The organism is Streptosporangium amethystogenes, assembly GCF_000721075.1.
In the GTDB taxonomy this organism is placed as follows: Bacteria; Actinomycetota; Actinomycetes; order Streptosporangiales; family Streptosporangiaceae; genus Streptosporangium; species Streptosporangium amethystogenes.
Genome location: NZ_JOEQ01000060.1, coordinates 1 through 19,645 on the forward strand (window position 1 = coordinate 1; position 19,645 = coordinate 19,645).

The window sequence follows — 19,645 nt, forward strand, 5'->3', positions numbered from 1 at the left end:
CCGCGGCTTCCTCCAGGTCTGTGTCCGCAGATGCCTGAATCACGGTACTCATCAGGTGTATCTCCTTGATCAGGAGTTACACCGAAAACCGTACAGTCCGCTATCAGGGCAGCGCCACCGGGCTGCCCGCGAGCGATGGATATCGAGCGGCTTCCGTGCCAGATCCGTGCCAGAACAGGCGGGGAACCACGGTCAACCAGGGGGACTCACGGGGACTCGACCCGCCCTGACCTGCACCCCCGTTTTCCCAGCTCAGGGCGGCAAGGTCAGTAGATGATTCCCAAGCTGATAGCGGAAAGATTCTCCGCCTTGCGCTCAGAATTTCAGTAGCCGGTTTTCCATCCCTTCAAGAAGGGCTGGCAGAGGAACATATGCAGGTCGGGCGCTGTAGCCGGGGAATCCTCCCCAGGCAAGGGACAAGCGCAGGTATTCGACGAGCGAGATGGATTCCGCCATCGTTACGCCTTCAATTGGGGGGTCGGGGTTCGCAGTTGGAAGATGGATGGTGTGATCTCCGCCGCTGAAGTTCGCCTTGGCCGTCTCGTCGGGTGCGATGCTGAAGGAGAAGCCGTTCGCATGGAACGAACACGGTTCCTCTTCATCCGGATCTGTGCAGGCACACCCCAGGTTGAGATCTCCCGTGGTCGTGTTGAGCATGTTCCAAAGCATCTGGCCCGAGTGGAGGACCAAAGGGTCCGGCTCAAAATCCCAGGACTCGCGTTGAGGCGTGTGGTAGCGGACGTGAGGCAGCAGTGAGCCCCCCTCTCCACACAGATCAACCAGACCCACGATCTCCAGGCACGCGCGAAGCGCCACGGGGAGGGGGCCGATGATGGTTTCGGCCTTCGCGATGGCTTCGACATCATCCGCCGTGGGGGCTTGCCGGACCGCGTCAGGGCAAGCGAACGCGTACTTCGCAGACGAAAGCCAGTCCACCAGCACGTCGACGTTGGCCGCCACCCGCCGCATGGTCTCTCTGGCGACCTCTTCGGCGTCCTCCCGGAGGCTCTCAGGCACTCCAGCAGCCCTATAGGCGCGTATGTCGTTCCACACTGCGATGTGTTCGCCTGACCGGTATCTGCTAGTCCAGGATGCCACGATCGATGATGCTAGATCACGTGCTGAGGGTCGACCACCCGACGGATGAACAGGCGGCTCGTATGCGACTGCACGGCGAGCGAGTTCGAAGCTCCTGGATATCGTTTAGGGATCTATAGATCAGAAGGTCACGCCGTGCCACTCACGTGCCAGTACGGGCGGGGAACAAGGGGGAATCACGGGGACTCATGGGCAGGGTAAGACTGCTTCTGACCTGGGCAATAGCAGCTCACAGAGCCGCGCGCCACAATCTTCCAACCTGGCTGCGGGATATGGCGACGATGCTTCACCAAGGCAGCTGTGACACGATGCTTCCTGTGTATGGCTGGCCGTACGATGCAGGACAGTTGATTCCGTCTCCGCAGTTGGTCGCTGCCTGGTATGAGCTGGAAATCTTGCCTACCGATCGAGTCCCCATGTGGGCCGCTCATTGGCTCGTCCAGGACATGGATGGTGAGACGTTGCGCATTCTCGCGGGGCTTGACGGACGCGATCCACACGAGGTGCGCGATGTGCTGGTCGAGGCTCTCGCGGATACGGACACCGCGATATCTTCCAGGTCCGACGCCGTGAAGACTGTTTATGTCGACATGGCGCGGTTGTGCCTCGCAGGCGACGGTGGTGAACATTGGGTGGTCTCAGTGATCGAACGACTCATGATCACTTGGAATTATCCCGATGAGATGCTCACATCACCCCTTGGCGCTCTATACGGGCTGGATGACGAGTGGGGAGAAGGCTGGGGACGCACTGAACCGCAGTTGATCGCCGTCGTACGAGCCGCTTGCGCCGAGCAGATAGCCCTCGTCGAATCCTGATCAGGAGGGCTCTAGTTGCAGTTCTAATTGCAATCCAACGTCGTTCACTCCCGTTCCAGACGGACCACCAAGTCGTGTTGGTCCAGGTTGAACTGATCGAGACGGGCAAGATCAGAGCTGCTAGTGCGGTTTGGGTTTACCGCCCGTCCGGGGTTCAAATCCCCGAGCCTCCGCAGGTCAGAGGCCCTCTCCCGAGGTTCAGGGAGAGGGCCTTTTTGATCTCTAAAGGTGCTGTGGTTGCAACGCTCAGGATTTTCCCCAGAGCGCGGAGACCAGCCGTTCCCCGGCATCGCGCATCAACGGTGTGGACAGGTGCGCGTACCTCTCGGTCGTGGTCACCCTCGTGTGGCCCAGGACCTCCTGAACGACCCGGATGTTCACACCCTGCTCGATGAATCGTAAGGATCTCGCGATGCTCCGGCTCTCTAGGAGAACCAGTTGGCGCCGAGTTCCTGGATGGTCTTGCTGCCCCTGGGCACCAGCAACGCCTCGCTCAGCATCTGGTTGACGCTCTTTTCATCATTGACCATGCCGAACAGGAAGAACATGCCGCCGTCCGCCGTACGGAAGCCGAAGATCGAACCGTGGTCGGCGAACGAGACGTACAAGCCCTTGTTCACCGCGGGGAACGCCTTGCGGCTGAAGCTGTTCCTGGCCAGGCGGTAGCCGGAGGCGCCCTCCTTCTTCTCGTTGTTCCAGAGGTTCTGGTACTCCTTGGCCACGGCGCGCGCCACGGTGTTGTCCATGTCGGCGAGGTAGCCGTCGGCGTCGAGCCTCGGCCTGGGCATTCGCCGGCCCCAGTGAATCGGGGTCGCGACGGCCAGCCTGAAGGGCTGCCCGGCGGAGTGGTGGAACGCGAGCACGTGCTGGCGGGGATACCCCTTGGTGTCCTTGTAGGTCGCCTGCGCGATGAACCAGTCAACCGTCGGCGGCTGCTGCTCCGGCCTGACCAGGTAGATCGTCGGGGTGCCGGTCAGGTTGATCGGCTTGTGCCCCGGTTTCGTGCCGAAGGTCTCGTGGTTGGCTTCGAGCACGCCCTCGTGCAGCGCCGCCTCGACGAACAACGCGTCCAGCAGGGCGTCCTTCCGCCACCACTTGCGCTTCTTGAGCGTCGCGTTGTACTTGTTCATCCACGCCAGCATGGCCTGCCTGGCCTGGGGGATGGTCAGCCCCCCTTGGTCGCGGAGGGGGTGGGAGCGGCACCCGATGGAGGAGGTGACGTGGCCTGCGACCTGGCCGGAGTCGGCGTGGGCACCTCGGCGGGCTTGGCGACCAGCAGGGAGACCACATCACAACCGGACAGGCTTCCGATGAGAGCCACAATCAGCAGCATTCTGCGCATTTGGCCGAGCGCCTGACGGACGGCGACATGCAGGCCCTGCAGCAGTTCGTCAGCCAGGCGACCTGGGACCACGCCCGTGCTGTGGACGATCGCCACCAAGATGACCGCCGCCGTCGCCCCGCAGGTATGGGTGATCGACGATGTGTCCCTTCCCAAGGACGGGAAGATGTCGGCGGGGGGCCCGTCAGTGGTGCGGGGCACTGGGCAAGCAGGCCAACTGCCAGGTCGCGGTCAGCCTGCACGCCGCCTGTGACACCGCGTCCGTGCCGATCTCCCGGCGGCTGTTCCTGTCACAGGAGTGGGACGCCGGATGAGGTCGGACACCGCGAGAAGTGGCGATCGGCTGGGACCTGGTCCCACAGATGATCGTCACCGACGAGGACTACGGCCAGATCGCCGCGTTTCGCCACGGCCTGGCAGAGCGCGGCCTGGACTTCATCGTCGCGGCCCGCTCTGATGAGTCCGCCCACCCCCCGCGACGCAGCTCCACGGTGGGATCGGGGTCGGCAATGTGCCGAACATGGCAGATCACTGAGGCGGCTGCATCATCGGCGTCAGTGGTGTCGTCCCCGATCAGCCAGTCGTTGTCATCATCGTGGATCACGATGCGGGCCGGCAGTTCGCCAGTCACGACCGTTCGCTGAACCACAGCTCCCAACTCGGACGGGAACCGGCCATCCGGGAACGGGAAGGGCACGTGTCGGGCGATCTCGCTCACGGCAGGCAGTCTGCCCGACCGCCATGGGGCGGCGCAGGCCGTTCCGCTACCCCTCTCTACTTGCCTTGACAGAGGCCCAGACGGCCATACCAACCAGCATCAGCGTGCCAAGAGCCATGGAGATGTATCCCGCCCAGCCGATCGACCCGACCGAGTACGGATCTCCACCATCCGTTGAGCTAAAGGTCATAAAGATCGAGGCGAGTCCCATCGCTGCGCACGTCAACATGCCCACGGACAGGACCGCGTACTTTACCGGCTTCTCGGGTGCCTCCCTTGAGGACGCCGCCCTATGCTTCCGCTCCAAGTCCGCTCTGAACAAACCCCACGCAGCAGCCCCCAAAGCCACAGCCACGCCGAGAGCCGCGATGGCGATGAACGCCCAGTCGAGTGGCTCGCGCACGTTGTAGGTCCCGGCTATCCACTTGAGGACCTTGACCACCAATGCCAGTGTCATCACCGCTAGCGCTAACCTGACCAGCTTGGGCACCTGAGACATGCGGCGATTATGTAGCCTTCCTGCTTTCATTTCAAGAAATGCCTCCGGCGGGGGCGCTTCGGCTCCGAGATGATCGACGTTCCACCACCGGGACCACAGATGGCTGAGGTGAGCCGGATCTTCCCGTCTTTTCCAGCTGAGGGCAGCAAGGCCTCTGGCCAGGCTCCTATGAGGTCACCCCGCAGTGCAGGTGAGTGTCTCCCGGGTAGGGCCGACAGATCCTGTTGAGGGCCCGAGGTCAGTCAGTAGATGGGTCAGACCCACCGGGAGGCACTCACCTACATCATCACTGTCAGTAGATGCTTCTCAAGCTGAAAGCGCGGGTTCGATACCGCCACCGCAGTAGTTGGGTGACGTCGAACAGCCGCTGGTCGAGCACCCCCTGGGTGACCAGGGGGTGGGCGTCGGTCGAGGTCGCCCATGGGTCGATGAGGGTGGGGATCTTCGTGCGCGCTCGGCTGCGCCCGGAGCCCACCGTGCCGATGGCGATGCCGAGCGCCTGGGCCACCCCGTCGTAGCCGAGCTGGCCCAGGGCCACGAGAAGCAGGACGTCGCGCTCGCCACCGGACAGGGCGGCAAGCGCCTTGGCCAGGTGCGGCTGCATGCGCTCAGCGGCGACGGAGGCGACGACCCGGCTCTCGTGGCCTTCTACAACGGGTTCCGGCCCCAGCCGGGCCACAAGGTGACGTCGCCTGCGGGACTCGCGATCGCCGAAGTCGGTGATCACCGGTCGCCGCCCCGCCGGCAGGATGTCGACCGGTTTGAGGTCGCGATGCACGATGCCGGCCTGGTGCGCTTCGGCCAGCGCCTCGACCATGTCCATCCCGATGGCGGCGACCCGCTCCGGAGGCATGCGGCCGTTCTCGGCGATCGCCTGGGCAAGCGAACAGCCGCGAACGAACTCCATGATGATCATGGGTGCCTCGTCCCGGGAGATCATGTCGTGCACGGTGACGATGCCGGGGTGGTTGAGCCGGGCCGCCGACCGGGCCTCGCGCATCGCCCGCTGGGTCAGTTCCCGGCGCTGGGCGACCTCCAGCCCGGGCGGGAACAGGATTTCCTTCACCGCGACATCGCGCTCCAGGAGCTCGTCCCGGCCCCGCCGGCCCCGATCACCTCGACCAGCCGGTAGCGATCGTTCGGGGAGTCCCCCGCCCGCCTCGGTCACGACCGGCACGTCAGCGGGCGTAGATCACAAAACAACCGTGCTGGAGGGGAGCAGGCACCATGTGATGGCCGATGATCGCGCGGGGCGCCTGGCGCTTCGTACCGGGCTCCACAATCACGAACTATGGCAACGGTACCGAATGTGATTGTGGAGTTGAGGGCCAGGGTGATCCGTCAAGCCCATGGTCAGTGGAGACCGGTCGGCCTTCACCTCCGGGAGGGTGGGCTGCCGTGCCCGGCGTCACCCGGGCACGGCAGCCCACCCTCTTTTGAGTCGCTGTCACCCGGTCCGGTGACGGTCACACTTCCAAAGGGGCGTGCCCCTGCTGAGCGGGGGCACAATGCCGCGGCGGCACTCCTCTTCGCGGCGGACTACACGCACCCGATGGCCCCGTACGAACTGACGAGGCCGATGGCGTGGGTGGTGCAGATGGATCCGGCGAGGCCGGTGGGCACGGCGGAGTAGACATGTCCGCTGAGAGCGGCAGGTGTGATGGCGCAGACGGGCTGGAGAGCGACCATGGCGCCGGTCAGATCGACGCATCCGCTGGACGGAGGCGTGGCGGGCCCCGCCAGGGGCGTCGCACCTGCCGGGCCCGTCGCGCCCCTGGGTCCTGCCGGGCCTCTAGGTCCTGCGGGGCCTCTAGGTCCTGCTGGTCCCACCGGCCCCGCCAGGGGCGCCGCACCTGCGGGTCCTGCCGGACCCGTGGCGCCTCTGGGGCCTGCGGGACCCGTCGCACCTCTCGGTCCTTCCGGTCCCGTCGGTCCTGCGGGTCCTCCCGGTCCTGCGGGTCCTGCAGGTCCTGCGGGTCCTCCCGGTCCTCCCGGTCCCATCGGTCCTGTCAGTCCCATCGGCCCAGCGGGTCCTGCGGGTCCTGCGGGTCCTGCGGGCCCTGGAGGTCCTGCCGGTCCCATCGGTCCTGCGGGTCCTGCGGGTCCTGCCGGTCCTGCCGGTCCTGGAGGTCCTTCGGACGAGTTGGTGGAACTGGTAGCAGTGTGGCGCCCGGTAGGCCTGCCCGGGGTGGTCATATCGATCACTCTGGGTTCGTCGCGCTCGTCGTCGCGCTCATCGTCCTCGTCTCGATCTCTGTCGAAGGCGGGCTTGGTGCCCCGGTCGCAATCGTTGTCCCGGTCACCGCCCCCACCTCCGCCCCAGCCTGGATTCCCCCAGCCGCGACCGCCAGGGCATCCGCAGCGACGGCCCCCGCGGCACCCGCAGGAGCGGCACGGGCGAAGAATGGGCTTCTCACCGTTGTGCACGGAATGTTGAAGACGGGCTTTGCCCCCGTTGCCTCCGTTACCCCCGTTGCCGCCGTGAGGTGCGAAGAGAATGCTTGCGTTGTCGGCGGTGGCGCTCGCCGGTACCTGGTTCGACGACATCACGAGGATGCCTGCCATCGCCGCGACGGCCAAAGCGCCAGCATGCCTGCTGGAATGGGCTGGCGCCCACTTGCTCCTACGAGGAAGCACGTTATTTCCCCATATCTTTACTAATTCCTAAAATATCCACATCCGTTGTACGGCCACGGAAGTGACGACGGAACAGGAGATACCCGGGGCTTATGGGGATAACGCTCCGGCATAGTTGAGGAAGAGCAAATAAGCGGTAGTGTGCAGAAAAACCTATACCTCATCTACGGTTTAGTCAGATTTAGAGTGATTATTCGGTCGTAGTGTTCTATGGGAGATCTTGTGGTGTCCGATGAGTGGGGAAAGGCGATGACAGTGGGGTTCGATACCGATGATTAACGATCCATATTGTCTGGAAAATGTATTTCTCCATGGTTTGGTGGAATAACCATATGTAACTTCGCGCTTTAAACGACAATGTGTGTCGTACCGGTGTGAACCGGTACGACACACACTTGTTCCCCGCTCCTGGCGTGGGTGACCGCTCCTGCTCGTCGTGCTGTGCCGTCACCAGACGGGTTCCACTCGGCGGCGTATCACCTGTCGCGGCCAGGTTTCAGGGACTACTTGTCGCGGATGATGATCTCTGGGAATGACGGGTCGTTCTGGAGGTCCCTCATCATTCTTTCCGAGCGAGTGAGGCGCTCGCGCCCGGGTCCCGCGTTCTCGTTGAAGTCGTTCCCGCCCCGGCGGCCGCGGTAACGGTCGTAGGGGCGGTCCTGGTGGCGGTGCTGCCTGCCCCGCCATCTGTCCGAGGGCCTCTCCTCGCGGTACTGCCGGCGGGAGGGGTTGGGGTAGGGGGAGAGGCGGCCGTCGAGAGTGCTGTCGGCATTCAGCTGTGAGATCGAGCCAAGCGCCTGGACCTGCCCGATGGCGGCGTTGGCCGGTGCCTGGTTCGACGTCATGAGGATGCCGGAGACTGCCGCGATGGCGAGGACGCCCACCCGCCTGCCGGAGATCGGCCCCGGTGTCCGTCTGCTCTTTCGAGGAAGCACGTTATTTCCCCATCTCGTTTCTGGTTCCGAAAACATCTGATATCCCTCACTACCTCATAAGCGGCAGCAGCTAGGAGATACCCCTCGGACCGTGAGATAGCTCATTGAAACGGTTGAGGCAGAGCAAATAAATGGCGCCGTGAAGGCTGATGGGAGTTTATCTATTGTTATTTACGGTTTTGTCGTAGTTGTTCGTACGTTATGCGAGGGGAGGTTGTCGAGAATCACCGGCCGGCTCCTTGCGGAAAGCCCCGAGGCGAGGCGCCGGTCAGCCAGACGACCTGCCGGGTGTCGCCGGTGACACCCGGCAGGTCCACGGACCGTTACCGGTAGACGCGAGGGTCGGCCAGGAGCGGGCGCGACAGGCGCACGGTGATGAACTCGTTGTCGTCGGGCCGGCCCGGGGTGCGGCCGGCGGAGAACGGGAAGTTGTTGTCGTCGAGCACGCCCAGGGTCCGGTCGTCGAGGATCACCACGTCCTCAATGGTCTGGAAGGGGAACCTGAAGGTCTCCCCGAACCCGCCCAGGCCGTGCGGGTTGGCCAGGTCGAGCAGATCGGCGACGAGGGTCTTGCGCAGGTCCGCGTGGCGGATGTCCACCAGGTAGATGCGCTTGGTCCTGGCCGCGTCCCCCTCAAGGTTGTCGCGCTCGATGACGAGGAACCGGTGCCGGTCGACCGCGATCATGTCGCCGATCGCATTGTCGGGGCTCTCCAGCCTGTAGGTCCAGCGCTTGCCGGTGTAGGCCCGCTTCCGCAGGTCGAACTCGTTCATCCGCAGCGTCCCGGCCTCGTCGCCGGTCACGGTGCCCTCCAGCAACGGGTACAGCATGCGGCCGTCGACCGAGCGGGCCATACCCTCGAAGCCCTTGCTCCGCCCCAGGTTGGGCTGCTCGCCGCCCAGGGACGGGTTCTCCGGGGCCTTCACACCGGGCAGCGGGATCGGCGCCTCAAGCAGCCTGCCGGTGGCGGAGACGTGCAGCAGGAACGGGCCGAACTCGTCCCCGATCCAGTAGGTGCCGTCGGAGGTCCGTACGATCGACTCCACGTCGAAGTCCGCACCGGTCAGCTTCCGGTCCGCCCGGGTCAGTGCCCAGCCGACGTGACCGTCGGGGTCGCTCAGGTCGAATCCGCCGAGCACCGCGACCTTGCCGCGCTTGAAGTCGGGCTTCACCCGGTGCACCCGCAACAGGAAGTCCGCGCTGTTGGCCTTGCCGCCGTAGCCGTTGTCCGACAGTACGTCGAAGGTGCCGTCCTGCCGCCGCACGATGCCGCTGAAGCCCTGCACCGGCTGCCCGGTGAACGGCGGGGTCACCCCGTTGACCGGGGCAGTGCCGAGCTGTGCCCCCGACGGCTCGCTGCCGGGTACGAAGGTCAGCGCGGGCAGGGAGGCGAACCCGGTCAGGACGGCGCGCCCGAATTCGGAGCGTCCGTGCCTGTCGGAACCGGGCTGGGGGTCGGCCGCCGCCGGTGCGGACACCGCCAGTGCCAGTACGGTCGCGCCGATGGTGATCGTCATACGTCGTCTCATGGCGGGCACGTTAGGGAACCCGGATGAACGGCCGGTGTTGCGCCGCGGGCCGTACAGCGAAAACAAAGGCCTGACCGAGGGAGCTGACACGCCTGGAGCTTCTCGCCGCATCTTCAACGGAATAAAGTTCCAGGCATGAGGATTTTCGCCAGCATCACCGAGCTCAAGACCGCCGTTGGGGAACATCTCGGCTACACCGAGTGGCGCGAGATCACCCAGGAACAGGTCAACCTGTTCGCCGACGCGACCGGCGACCACCAGTGGATCCACGTGGACGTGGAGAAGGCAGAGCAGGGGCCGTTCGGCGGCACCATCGCCCACGGATATCTGAGCCTGGCGCTGCTGCCCTCGTTCATGGTGGAGCTGTTCCAGGTGGGCGGCCTGGCCATGGGGATCAACTACGGCCTCAACAAGGTCCGCTTTCCCTCGCCGATCCCGGTCGGCGCGCGGGTCCGGGCCGGTGCCGAACTCGTCGACCTCAAGGGCACCCCATCGGGCTACCTGTCGAACATGCGACTGACCGTGGAGGTCGAGGGCAAGCCCAGGCCCGCCTGCATCGCGGAGACCCTCTCGCTGTACGTCCCGGCGGAGAACTCCTGAGTCACCTCTCCGTGGAGAGCTCCTGAGCCAGGATCGCGGCCTGGACGCGACTACGGAGACCCAGTTTGTTCAGCAACCGGCTGACGTGAGTCTTCGTCGTCGCCTCCGCCATGTCCAGCTCCACGGCGATCTCCGTGTTCGACAGGCCCCGGCCGATGCAGGCCAGCACCTCGTGCTCGCGCGGGGTGAGGCCGCCGATCTCGTACGGCCTGCGCGCGGGGACCGACGCGCCGAAGGCCGAGATCAGCCGCCGGGTGACCGAGGGCGCGATGAGCCCGTCGCCCCTGGCCACCACCCGCACCGCGTCCACCAGGGCGTCGGCGTCGGTGTTCTTCAACAGGAACCCGGCGGCTCCGGCCCGCAGCGCCCCGAAGACGTACTCGTCGATGTCGAAGGTGGTCAGGATCAGCACGTCGGAGATCCCGCTCAGCGCGCGCGTCGCGGAGATCCCGTCGAGCTTCGGCATCCGGATGTCCATCAGCACCACGTCCGGGCGGAGCTCGGAGGCCATCGCGACGGCCTGCTCGCCGTTGGCGGCCTGGCCGACGACCTCGATGTCGTCGTGACCGTCGAGAATGAGGACGATCCCGGCGCGGACCGCCGCGTGATCGTCGGCGACGAGGACTCGGATGGTCACGTGCTCTCCAGAGTGGGCAACTCGGCGCGGACGCGCCAGCCGTCATTATGCGGTCCGGCCTCGAAGACGCCGCCGACGAGGTTCGTGCGCTCCCGCATGCCGATGATCCCCGCACCCGCGCCGGGCAGCTCCCGCCCCGCTTCGCCCACCGGGTTGTCCACGGTCAGCGTGACCAGCCCCGGCAGGTAGCCGATCACCACGTCGGCGGCCTTGCCGCCGTGTTTGAGCGCGTTGGTCAGCGACTCCTGGACGATCCGGTAACCGGCCAGGTCGACCGAGGCGGGCAGCTCCCTGGCATCGCCGTCCACCCGCATCCGCACGTCAAGCCCCGCCTCCCGGGCCCGCTCCGCCAGTTCTTCGGCCTCGGCCACCCGGCGCCGGATCGCCTCGGGCTCCTCGCCGTCCTGCCGGAGCAGCCCGATCATGGCGCGCATCTCGTCCATGCCCTCGACGCTGTTCTCCCTGATGGACCCCAGCACCTTCCGTACGGTCTGCGCGTCCAGATCCCGGCGGGAGAGGACGGCGGTGGACTGGATGGCGATCGCGCTGAAGTGGTTCGCGATCATGTCGTGCAACTCCCGTGCCATCCGGGTCCGCTCGGCCTGCACCGCGGCCGAGCGGTCCAACTCCGCCAGTCGCGCCACCTGCTCGGCCCGCGCCCGCTCGGAGGTCGCCTGGTCCTCCAGCTGTCTTATGATCATCGCGGTGAGGACGGGCGTCACCCCGACCAGACCCGCCTGGACGAGGAAGACGGTGGCGGCGGCCCACTGCCTGAACAGGACCCCGGCGACCACACCCGCGACGACGGCGATCACCGAGGTGACGCCGAGCATCCACCTGCCCAACGCGCGGGGACCGTACCTGACCCCCGAGTAGAGGTTGTCGGTGATGATCAGGAGCGTACCCAGCGACGGGCCCATGGCGAAGTCGCCGACGAAGGCCACACCCCCCAGCCCGAGCGCCAGCAGCGGCCTGCTCCGTCGTACCGCGACCCCCACACACGAGATCGCCAGCGGCCCGGCGAACAGCGGGGCGGCGGCCCATCGGTGCTGGTAGGCGCCTGCGGCGAGCAGCAGCAGGCCGATGACGAAACACGCCACGGCCCCCAGCGCGTCTCGTCTCATGTCTCTCATCCCATCATTCCGATACGGTCCTCAGCAGCGGCGTCGGGAGGATCGCCGGTACATAAAAGGATGTATGCCGGTTCATCAGCTCCGACGATGTCCGAGGCCGACCGGTTCGTGAGCATGGACTCATGATTCTGGCCATCATCATCGGCTGTGAGATCGGATTCTGGATCCTGCTGGGCCTGGGGCTCGCCTCACGCTACCTGTGGGGCATGCGTCGGCTCAGCACCGCGCTGCTGCTGGCGGTCCCGCTGCTCGATGTGGTCCTTCTCATCGCCTCCGTCATCGACATGCGCGGCGGTGCCCAGGCGGACTGGCGCCATGGGCTGGCCGCCGCCTACATCGCCTACTCGGTCGTCTTCGGCCACCGTACGATCACCTGGGCCGACGCGAAGTTCGCCCACCGCTTCGCCGGCGGTCCCGAGCCGTGGCGGCCTCCACCCGGCGGCATGGCCAGGGTCCGGTACGAATGGGGCATCTGGCTCAGGATCGTTCTCGCGTACGGCATCGCCTGCGCCCTGCTGTTCGGCCTGATCCTCATCGTCGGCGACCCGTCACGGACCACGGCGTTGATCGCCTTCATGGCCGGTGCGCTCAAGATCCCCCTGATCGCCGTGCTCTGGCCGCTGAGCTACACGCTGTTCCCGAAGAAGGTCGGCGTCGCCGGTGATTCCGGTGACTGATTCCGCGCATCGGTCGCGGTGTCACCAGCGATCCCAGTGGGTGACCTCCTCCATCGGCACACGGCGCGCGGGCTTGAAATCGGTGCCGATCGTGTAGGCCAGCGGAACGAACGCCACCTGCATCACCTTCTCGTACGGGATGCCGAGCACTTGGGCCGCCTCAGATCCAGTCGCCTGCGTACGGCCCGGGTGGTCCGCCAGCTCGCCGAGGCCGGCGGCGTGGTCTGCGGCCAGTTCGACGTCCCGGTGAGCATGTCGACCCTCTCCCATCACCTGAAGGTCCTCCGTGAGGCCGGGCTCCTCCGCGTCACCCCCGAAGCAGCTTCCGCCGCCACGAACTCCGCCTCGCCGAGATGGAGACCCGATTTCCCGGCCTCCTCTCCTCGATCCTTCGGTCCGCCTGACCTTCTGATCCAGGGCCTGTCACGCCGCCCGACCTCGGTACAGAGCTCGCGCCCTCCCTCGATCACGAATCGGTCGGCTAACCGGTTCGAGGCACCCCACAAAACCCGCTATGCTTGCTTACGCAGCGAGCGGCCGTAGCTCAATGGATAGAGCATCTGACTACGGATCAGAAGGTTGGGGTTTCGAGTACCTCCGGCCGCACAGCAGGTCAAAGGCCCTTCAGGATCATCCTGGAGGGCCTTTTTCGTGTCCGTACAGCAGCGAAATACAGCAACGGGATCTACCGCCTCCGTCGCCGCCCCTGACGGTGTGCCGGGGAGGATTCCTGAGAGGCTGCTGATGAGCCCCTGTTCTGTCTCACCCATCTGCGAAGATCCTGAGCTCCGCGTACCCGAAGTGACGGAGCCTCACGACATGAGCGATGAGCGGCCCACGGGCGCCGACATGTACCGCTACCACCGACGTCTTCTTAAGGACAACTGGTTAGAGACGGCCATCTGCTGGACCGTCGTTGTCCCCGACAACGGCGAACCGCTCACGCTCGCCGAGATCGGGGAACGAGTGAGCGGCGGCGCGAACCATGAGATCCACGAGAAGGCACGCTTCGAGGACGACTACTCCGACGAGGCCGCCTGGGCGATGCTGGTGGGCCAATCCGGCCCGGTGACCGTGTTGTTCGAGTACAACGGCTGCCACGGCGTCTATCCGCCGACGCTTCCACGTCTCAGTGTCGGCGCCCGAGCCTACAGCGTCTACTGGAACGTGAACGCCAACAACCGCGTCGCCTTCGCCGCCGATGGAGAGCTGCTCCTGATGGTCGATGCCATGTACCCGGAGGAGTGGGCGCAAGAGCCGAATCTGGCACGCTGGCCCGAATTGGCGGCCATGGCGCCGCACTTCAAATGGAGGAACGGGAAGAGCTGGCGAGCGGCGGCGCTGGCGACGATCGAGCTGACCACAGGAGCCAGGCTGAGCCTGGACTGGTTTGACCAGGAGCGCCCTTATCTCACTTCCCAATATCCTGCATCGGATTGAGCAGAGGTGGGGCCAAGTGGGATCAGACCAGGCGTGGAAGAAGGCCCTCAGAGTCCTTGACAGACGTAGCCGGCCCAACCGTCCTTGTACGGGAAGACCGAGCCCTCACCGTTCGAGCGCTTGCCCATCAGGCGGCCTTTCCACAGAGTCGGTTCACGTAGTCGTTCAGGGCGGATTCGGGGATTCGGCGGCAGCGCACGCCGACCACGATCGAGTCGAGTTCGCCGGAGCGGATGAGCTGGTAGAGCGTCCATCGGCTGACCTGGAGAGCGGTCATGGCCTGCGCGACGGTGAGCAACGCGGGACTACTCATGGACGCCTCCCGAGTCAGCGAAGTGGTTTCCGGTAAGGGCGCTTACCAGAAGGGCGTCACCGGCTGAGAAGCCCTGTCCGGCGTACTCCCAGTGCGAGACGACGAGCACGGTGTCCTCGTCGAAGAGCGGCAGGCGACCGGTGGTGATCGCTTCCCCGCGCATGTGCTCGGTGCGAGCGGCGCGGATGTCGCCGAGGGTGGTGGAGAAGTGGCCGCGGAAGCCGAGCATGTGAGCCCACTGGATGAGGCGGAGTTCGGCCAGGCCGCCGAGGGCGCCCAGGCGCAGGCATTCGGCGATGAGTCGCCGGGGATGGTCGCGGAGGTTGAACGCGGTCAGGTCGTCGAGGGGGTTGATCCGACGGTCGAGGGTGCCGACGCATCCCCTCCGGCCAGGCTCAAGTGAGACAGAGCCGAAAGAGACAGAGCCGTTTTTGCTTGACAGACCGGGCGCGGCAAGATGACCGATATATGTCTCTTGACCCTTACTTTACCTTTCTGGTACTAATCGCGAATCTTGTCCTCGCCCCCTGCGATCCAGAAGGTGGGGACGTCACGCGGACTTTCATGTCCGCCATGATCAGGAGGTTCTCCGTGAGGAGTTCGCTCAAACAACCTCGCCGGTTCAAACGACTTGCCGCCATCGGTGGCTTGGCGGTGGCGCTGTCCTTCGGGACCGTGTCGGCGGCCGCCGGCGGCGTCCAGGTTCAAGAGCCGTCCGGCCCAGGTCTGACGGCCGACGCGCCCATGGTGACGAGCGCACTGCTGCCGGACTATGACAGCGAGATCGTCGACCAGTTCAACTCGGCCAACTCCGTCAACCACATCCGGCACCTCGCCGTGGACATCGGCCCGCGGCTGAACGGCACCCCGCAGGAGCGGGAGGGCGCGGAGTACATCGGCGGCATCCTGAAGTCCTACGGCTTCGAGGTGACCCTCCAGCAATGGGGCCCGGTCTCGACCAAGCGCGTCGCGAAGGTCACGTCCTCGAACGCAGACCTGCCCGGGGGACCGAACTGGCAGATGGCCGCTTCGACCAGCGGTAAGTTCACCGGCGACACCGGCGTGAAGGGGCAGGTCGTCGACGCCAAGACCGGCCAGTCCGCCGCCGAGTTCCCCGCAGACACCGAGGGCAAGATCGTGCTGATGGACTACAGCACCACCGCCACGGTCCGGAACACCGCCGTGGTCAACGCGGTGAACCGCGGTGCGATCGCGGTCATCCTGGCTTACCCGACCGGCAACTCCGCGCCGCCGTCGTTCACTCTCACCACGCCCCAGCCGGAGATCCCGGTGATCGGCGGCGGCAGTGCGCACAGCACCTGGATCAGGGGTCTCCTGGCCAAGGGGCCGCTGACGCTGACGATCGCGACGAACGAATACGCGACCCCGATGGGCACCAACGTCATCGGCATCCGGCACGCGGTCGGCGACCCGACCGGCACCACCGCGCCGATCGTCATGGTCGGCGCGCACATCGACTCGGTGCTGGGCGCGCCCGGCGCCCATGACGACGCCTCGGGCAACGGCGTTTCTCTGGAGGTCGCCCGGGTGCTCAGCCAGTATCCGCTGGACAAGGAGCTGCGGATCGGCGGCTTCGGCGGCGAGGAGGGCGGCCTGCTCGGCGCGAAGGCGTACGTGAACACACTGACCGCGGCGGAGAGGGCGCGGTTCGTCGGCGAGTGGCAGATGGACATGGTCGGCACGCCGTACGAGCCGGCCCGGTTGTGGGCGCTGACCCCGAACGGCCAGTCGAACTACGTGGTCCAGGAGGCGTACAACGCGGCCGCACGCTTCGGGTTCGACGGACTGCGCAACTGCAGACTCGGGCAGAGCGACCACCAGGCGTTCTACGACGCGGGCATCCCGTCCTCGCTGTTCATCTGGCTCGACTACCGGCCGCCGACTCCGCCGGCCGTCTGCGGTCCGACCGGTGGGACGTACGTCACCGAGCCGCAGTACCACAAGCCGACGGACACGATGGACAACATCAGCCCCGAGCGGCTGCAGATCACCCTTGACGTCGTGGGCGGCGCGGTGGCGCACAACGCGCTGAACGCGGTGACGGTCTCCGCGCTCTCGGATGCCGGTCAGCCGCTGGCAGGGGCGCCGGTGCGGGCCGACTGCGGCAACGGCCTGCGGAACCTGGGTACTACCGGGGCGGACGGCCGGCTCAAGGCGGTGTTCCCACACGCCACATGCGACTTCGCCGTGACCGTCGAGGGCGCGGTGGCGACCGAGCGTGGCGTGTCGATCTCCGGTGACCAGACGGTGAAGGTGACCGTCGATCTCACCGAGCCGACGATCTCCCTCACCAGGCCCACCGGTGGCGCGGTCTACGCGCTCGGGACGGCCACGGCCGCGTCGTACCGGTGCGAGGACAACCTGTCCGGGGTTGTCACCTGCGTCGGCACGGTGCCCGATGGCAGCCCGCTCGACACCTCCACTGTCGGCTTCCACGAGTTCACCGTGAACGCCGCCGACCGCGCCGGCAACACCGCCAGCCAGAAGGTGACCTACCAGGTCGTCTACCCCTGGGACGCCTACTTCCCGGAGGAGATGAGCGGCAAGGCCGGCAGCGCCGTGCCGATCAAGTTCAGTCTCGGCGGTGACCACGGCACCGGCTTTTTCGCCCCCGGCTACCCGGCTTCTCAGCCGGTGACCTGCGACACCGGGAAGCCGACCGGCCCGGCAGAGCCGACCAAGAACCCGGGGAACTCGGGAATCAGCTACGGAGGCGGCCAGTACAACTACGTGTGGAAGACCGACAAGAGCTGGTCCGACACCTGCCGCCAGCTCGAGCTGAAGCTCGATGACGGCAGCAGCCACTTCACCACCATCAGGTTGAAGTAGCCGCAACGCGATGCCCGGCCGGGGAGCGGAGTGAGAACCGGTCTCCGCTCCCCGGCCGGGTGTTCATTTTCGTACACCCTCATCGGCGATCGGCTCTGGTCCGCAAACACTCCGTTCGCCGAGATGGCCTCCCATTTCCCATCACCTGTCACGGCGCTTCGGGCCTTGAAGCCGGACAGGCGCTGACCGCCGTGCGTCAGCGCATCACCCGTGAGCACCGCGGACGCCGGAGATTCTGCACAGCGAGCGCTGACCGAACGGTCGCGCCGTAGTGCGCCGGGAAGTGCCATACAGCAACACCGTCTTACGCGATCACATCCCACCGAACCGCATCTACCCTCTGACCAGCGCGTGAGCGCTCCGACCTGCGACCTGCCGTTGACTCGTAATGAAGTGCTCGGGGCGTAGATGCCGCTCCGGGGCTGTGGGGGATCTGTGTCGTTGTGCTTCTACCGTGTCGGCGTGAAGGACGAGATGACCAGCCAGACGATAGCGGCTGCGACGTCCTGAGTCGCAAGAGCAAAATCGACTGCGACGCCTGTGGTGAGCTCGTGTTCATCCCCGCTGGTGACAACCCACTCACCGACATCGGTGCATGGCGAGCTTGGCACAACTTCCTCGCCCAGGCTGGCCGCGCCGGCGGCCGACTCCTGCGTCGTTTCCACCGAAACCACCGTCTTGACCTGTTCCTCAGTGGTAGCGCGATCAACACGATCGTGCGGGACCTCACCGTGCACGTCAGTATCCCCAGCGCCGAGCTTGTCGTCGCGTACTCGCTTCGCACTACGGGCGCGCCTCTGGCCTGCAGCACCCGAAAACCCGCCGCGGCGATCACCCAGCACAGCCGGTGGAGACTCAACTCTCTTGTCGTACTCCACTACATCCGGGCTGTAGACAGCCGTCGCGACAACCCCATACGCGGCGCCGGTCTGTGACACTCAAGAGAAAAAGACACGCCACGGGAAGTGAACAGTGCAGCGCCCAGAGCGGATCGGCATATGAGCATCTAAAATCCACGAAGAGGACTACTTTGTGACTTGGATCCGAATATGTGTTCGTCCGAATGTTTCGGATATCCGAATAGAGAATAAAACTCGCATACAAAATCAGTATTGATCACAATTGCGTACGAGATGGGTGCCGCGCTTAACTAAGAAGAGTCCGCTGCTAGACATCTGCCTCATCACCAAGCCAACGAACACCGACTGAAGACCTGCGGAGCAGACGCCCGGCGAGGCCGTACCCTGACCTACAGATCGTCAGCGTTGTGGTGGATTGGTGAGGCCGTCTTCCGCCTCTGTCAGCATGAGAGATGTTACTAACGCGGATGCTAACGGCAGCTCTGGGCGACCATGGACGATGGTGGAATCCCCGCAGCCAGATGCCCCTTCTGAACAGGCATTTCTAACGTCCGTAGACGCCAGTGGACGATCTCGAACTGGCTACGGCTCAGCCTGGTACGCCCACCAGGGTTCGCCGTGAACTGTCTGAGGCCGTGACGATCGCCGACTCCGATATCACCGTGCGTGGCCGGGGCGATCGACTGTCGCGGGCCGACTTTGTCGGTCTTCGCCACCGGATGAGGGGGTTGGTCGAGTGCGTCCCCAGGAGGAGATCGTCAGAACCCGGAAAGCCGAGCGGAGGCGTTGGGTGTTGGCTGATCATGGGGCGGAGGAGGTCTCATGCGAAGAATGATCGCGTACCTGTCCCTGGTGCTGCTCCTGTCCTCCTGCGGTGGGGTCTCTCAGGTCTTGCGCGGTGGGTCCCACGGCACCTCGGTTGACGAGTTCGAGGATCGTGCCCGGGAGGTGGCGGAGCGCTGGCAGGGCTCGGCCGACGACCATGCCTGGCGCAAAGGGTTCGTCGCACTGGAAGTGCTGAACCCACAAGGATGGGCTCACGTGGGCCGGATCCCGGCCTGGGTGAACAGAAGCTCGCACAACGGCGCCTGGCGATTGGCCGCCAAGCTGCCCGAGGACTCCCTGGACCGCGCCGACGTGCGATGGCCGGACGGCGAGGTCTCGCAGGTGCCGCTCATCACAGCGGCGAGCGCGTACGCGGAGTTCAGCAAACCGGCCAACCTCATCGAAGAGGAGTGCCCGGCCAAGGGATGCCGCCCGCTCCGGGTGACCGGTGCCAGACTGGGCAAGGTCCCGCTGGAGACCAGCCGTGGCACGATCCAAGTGCCCGCCTGGGTGTTCACCGTCGAGGGAGTCGAGCAGAAGAAGGTCCATGTGGCGGTCGACCCCTTGGCCGTCACCGCCCGTCCCGAGCGGGTGCAGGGGGACGTCGAAGAGGTGATGGCGTTCGATCTGGTCGCCGGCAAGCCGAACGAGCTGCTTCTCCGGTACGGCTACGGCGCCTGTGACACCATTCACGGGGCACGCGTTTACGAGACCAACCGACTGGTGGTGGTCGA

22 protein-coding genes, 1 tRNA gene and 1 pseudogene are annotated in these 19,645 nt (G+C 65.6%); 9 read left to right on the top strand and 15 right to left on the bottom strand.

What is annotated here, in order from left to right:
- Positions 1–315: 315 nt before the first annotated feature.
- Positions 316–1,098, bottom strand: coding sequence for a hypothetical protein (locus IG98_RS0141530; protein WP_157594830.1), 783 nt, complete (start codon positions 1,096–1,098; stop codon positions 316–318).
- Between the two features lie 272 nt (positions 1,099–1,370).
- Between IG98_RS0141530 and IG98_RS0141535 the strand changes: the two genes are divergently transcribed.
- Entirely contained in the window at positions 1,371–1,916 is a 546-nt protein-coding gene (locus IG98_RS0141535) for a hypothetical protein (RefSeq protein WP_051753622.1), read from the top strand.
- A gap of 246 nt (positions 1,917–2,162) precedes the next feature.
- Here IG98_RS0141535 and IG98_RS49710 read toward each other — a convergent pair whose 3' ends face one another.
- The 3 genes from IG98_RS49710 to IG98_RS47850 are packed head-to-tail and all read right to left on the bottom strand — an operon-like array spanning position 2,163 to position 3,414.
- Positions 2,163–2,354 carry a tyrosine-type recombinase/integrase gene (locus IG98_RS49710; RefSeq protein WP_084196037.1) on the bottom strand — a complete coding sequence of 64 codons (192 nt, stop codon included), beginning with the start codon at positions 2,352–2,354 and terminating at the stop codon, positions 2,163–2,165.
- The gene (locus IG98_RS0141545) at positions 2,342–3,046 is read right to left on the bottom strand and encodes a DUF8094 domain-containing protein (protein ID WP_157594831.1); all 705 of its coding nucleotides are present in this window, start codon (positions 3,044–3,046) and stop codon (positions 2,342–2,344) included. The genes IG98_RS49710 and IG98_RS0141545 overlap by 13 nt, the downstream gene beginning before the upstream one ends.
- A gap of 35 nt (positions 3,047–3,081) precedes the next feature.
- A complete protein-coding gene (locus tag IG98_RS47850; RefSeq protein WP_157594832.1) occupies positions 3,082–3,414 on the bottom strand; it encodes a hypothetical protein in 333 nt (110 codons plus the stop codon).
- On the opposite strand from IG98_RS47850, the pseudogene IG98_RS53985 reads away from it, so the two are divergent.
- Positions 3,399–3,902, top strand: a pseudogene (locus IG98_RS53985) (transposase). The gene IG98_RS47850 and the pseudogene IG98_RS53985 sit on opposite strands and share 16 nt — an antisense overlap.
- 120 nt (positions 3,903–4,022) lie before the next feature.
- Here the strand turns inward: IG98_RS53985 and IG98_RS0141560 are convergent.
- The 5 genes from IG98_RS0141560 to IG98_RS0141585 form a co-directional block, all read right to left on the bottom strand.
- Positions 4,023–4,475, bottom strand: coding sequence for a hypothetical protein (locus tag IG98_RS0141560; protein ID WP_030925617.1), 453 nt, complete (start codon positions 4,473–4,475; stop codon positions 4,023–4,025).
- 292 nt (positions 4,476–4,767) lie between these two features.
- Positions 4,768–5,652, bottom strand: a complete 885-nt coding sequence (locus IG98_RS51555) for a protein kinase domain-containing protein (protein WP_157594834.1) — start codon at positions 5,650–5,652, stop codon at positions 4,768–4,770.
- A gap of 362 nt (positions 5,653–6,014) precedes the next feature.
- Positions 6,015–6,164, bottom strand: a complete 150-nt coding sequence (locus IG98_RS51560) for a hypothetical protein (protein WP_157594835.1) — start codon at positions 6,162–6,164, stop codon at positions 6,015–6,017.
- 1,451 nt (positions 6,165–7,615) lie between these two features.
- Complete coding sequence (locus IG98_RS0141580) at positions 7,616–8,047, bottom strand: hypothetical protein (protein WP_157594836.1); 432 nt, start codon at positions 8,045–8,047, stop codon at positions 7,616–7,618.
- A gap of 323 nt (positions 8,048–8,370) precedes the next feature.
- Positions 8,371–9,576, bottom strand: coding sequence for an esterase-like activity of phytase family protein (locus IG98_RS0141585; RefSeq protein ID WP_030925623.1), 1,206 nt, complete (start codon positions 9,574–9,576; stop codon positions 8,371–8,373).
- 135 nt (positions 9,577–9,711) lie between these two features.
- Here IG98_RS0141585 and IG98_RS0141590 point away from each other — a divergent pair, with 135 nt between their 5' ends.
- The gene (locus IG98_RS0141590; protein WP_030925625.1) at positions 9,712–10,176 is read left to right on the top strand and encodes a MaoC family dehydratase; all 465 of its coding nucleotides are present in this window, start codon (positions 9,712–9,714) and stop codon (positions 10,174–10,176) included.
- Position 10,177: 1 nt separating this feature from the next.
- Here IG98_RS0141590 and IG98_RS0141595 read toward each other — a convergent pair whose 3' ends face one another.
- Together IG98_RS0141595 and IG98_RS0141600 are read right to left on the bottom strand one after the other, a co-directional pair.
- Positions 10,178–10,813 carry a response regulator gene (locus IG98_RS0141595; RefSeq protein ID WP_030925628.1) on the bottom strand — a complete coding sequence of 212 codons (636 nt, stop codon included), beginning with the start codon at positions 10,811–10,813 and terminating at the stop codon, positions 10,178–10,180.
- Positions 10,810–11,937, bottom strand: coding sequence for a sensor histidine kinase (locus tag IG98_RS0141600; RefSeq protein WP_037972715.1), 1,128 nt, complete (start codon positions 11,935–11,937; stop codon positions 10,810–10,812). The genes IG98_RS0141595 and IG98_RS0141600 overlap by 4 nt, the downstream gene beginning before the upstream one ends.
- Before the next feature lie 131 nt (positions 11,938–12,068).
- Here IG98_RS0141600 and IG98_RS0141605 point away from each other — a divergent pair, with 131 nt between their 5' ends.
- Entirely contained in the window at positions 12,069–12,623 is a 555-nt protein-coding gene (locus IG98_RS0141605) for a hypothetical protein (protein ID WP_030925632.1), read from the top strand.
- A 21-nt stretch (positions 12,624–12,644) separates the two neighbouring features.
- Here IG98_RS0141605 and IG98_RS52910 read toward each other — a convergent pair whose 3' ends face one another.
- Positions 12,645–12,893 (bottom strand): hypothetical protein, encoded by a 249-nt coding sequence (locus IG98_RS52910; RefSeq protein ID WP_030925634.1) that lies wholly within the window; start codon positions 12,891–12,893, stop codon positions 12,645–12,647.
- On the opposite strand from IG98_RS52910, the gene IG98_RS55045 reads away from it, so the two are divergent.
- The 3 genes from IG98_RS55045 (at position 12,843) to IG98_RS0141620 (ending at position 14,063) form a co-directional block, all read left to right on the top strand.
- Complete coding sequence (locus tag IG98_RS55045; protein ID WP_425428154.1) at positions 12,843–13,166, top strand: ArsR/SmtB family transcription factor; 324 nt, start codon at positions 12,843–12,845, stop codon at positions 13,164–13,166. The two genes, IG98_RS52910 and IG98_RS55045, sit on opposite strands and share 51 nt — an antisense overlap.
- Positions 13,157–13,229, top strand: a tRNA-Arg gene (locus IG98_RS0141615). Before IG98_RS55045 ends, IG98_RS0141615 begins: the two co-directional genes overlap by 10 nt.
- 213 nt (positions 13,230–13,442) lie before the next feature.
- The gene (locus tag IG98_RS0141620; RefSeq protein ID WP_030925636.1) at positions 13,443–14,063 is read left to right on the top strand and encodes a DUF6461 domain-containing protein; all 621 of its coding nucleotides are present in this window, start codon (positions 13,443–13,445) and stop codon (positions 14,061–14,063) included.
- A 127-nt stretch (positions 14,064–14,190) separates the two neighbouring features.
- Here the strand turns inward: IG98_RS0141620 and IG98_RS0141625 are convergent, their stop codons facing one another.
- Positions 14,191–14,376, bottom strand: coding sequence for a helix-turn-helix domain-containing protein (locus IG98_RS0141625; protein ID WP_030925638.1), 186 nt, complete (start codon positions 14,374–14,376; stop codon positions 14,191–14,193).
- Positions 14,369–14,842, bottom strand: coding sequence for a replication initiator (locus IG98_RS54705; protein ID WP_342666898.1), 474 nt, complete (start codon positions 14,840–14,842; stop codon positions 14,369–14,371). The genes IG98_RS0141625 and IG98_RS54705 overlap by 8 nt, the downstream gene beginning before the upstream one ends.
- Before the next feature lie 125 nt (positions 14,843–14,967).
- On the opposite strand from IG98_RS54705, the gene IG98_RS47860 reads away from it, so the two are divergent.
- Positions 14,968–17,226 carry a PxKF domain-containing protein gene (locus IG98_RS47860; protein ID WP_169750290.1) on the top strand — a complete coding sequence of 753 codons (2,259 nt, stop codon included), beginning with the start codon at positions 14,968–14,970 and terminating at the stop codon, positions 17,224–17,226.
- A gap of 449 nt (positions 17,227–17,675) precedes the next feature.
- Here IG98_RS47860 and IG98_RS0141645 read toward each other — a convergent pair whose 3' ends face one another.
- Positions 17,676–17,963, bottom strand: coding sequence for a hypothetical protein (locus IG98_RS0141645; protein ID WP_030925645.1), 288 nt, complete (start codon positions 17,961–17,963; stop codon positions 17,676–17,678).
- Positions 17,964–18,908: 945 nt separating this feature from the next.
- Between IG98_RS0141645 and IG98_RS0141650 the strand changes: the two genes are divergently transcribed.
- The coding region (locus IG98_RS0141650) for a hypothetical protein (RefSeq protein WP_157594837.1) at positions 18,909–19,645 on the top strand (737 nt) is incomplete at its 3' end.

Bases quoted from the DNA above. Each gene is read 5' to 3' on its own strand.
- IG98_RS0141620 (WP_030925636.1), top strand. From the start codon at position 13,443: ATGAGCGATGAGCGGCCCACGGGCGCCGACATGTACCGCTACCACCGA.
- IG98_RS0141605 (WP_030925632.1), top strand. From the start codon at position 12,069: ATGATTCTGGCCATCATCATCGGCTGTGAGATCGGATTCTGGATCCTG.
- IG98_RS0141600 (WP_037972715.1), bottom strand. From the start codon at position 11,937: ATGAGACGAGACGCGCTGGGGGCCGTGGCGTGTTTCGTCATCGGCCTG.
- IG98_RS0141545 (WP_157594831.1), bottom strand. From the start codon at position 3,046: ATGAACAAGTACAACGCGACGCTCAAGAAGCGCAAGTGGTGGCGGAAG.
- IG98_RS0141535 (WP_051753622.1), top strand. From the start codon at position 1,371: ATGGCGACGATGCTTCACCAAGGCAGCTGTGACACGATGCTTCCTGTG.
- IG98_RS52910 (WP_030925634.1), bottom strand. From the start codon at position 12,893: ATGGGAGAGGGTCGACATGCTCACCGGGACGTCGAACTGGCCGCAGAC.
- IG98_RS0141585 (WP_030925623.1), bottom strand. From the start codon at position 9,576: ATGAGACGACGTATGACGATCACCATCGGCGCGACCGTACTGGCACTG.
- IG98_RS0141560 (WP_030925617.1), bottom strand. From the start codon at position 4,475: ATGTCTCAGGTGCCCAAGCTGGTCAGGTTAGCGCTAGCGGTGATGACA.
- IG98_RS0141625 (WP_030925638.1), bottom strand. From the start codon at position 14,376: ATGAGTAGTCCCGCGTTGCTCACCGTCGCGCAGGCCATGACCGCTCTC.
- IG98_RS0141590 (WP_030925625.1), top strand. From the start codon at position 9,712: ATGAGGATTTTCGCCAGCATCACCGAGCTCAAGACCGCCGTTGGGGAA.
- IG98_RS51560 (WP_157594835.1), bottom strand. From the start codon at position 6,164: ATGGTCGCTCTCCAGCCCGTCTGCGCCATCACACCTGCCGCTCTCAGC.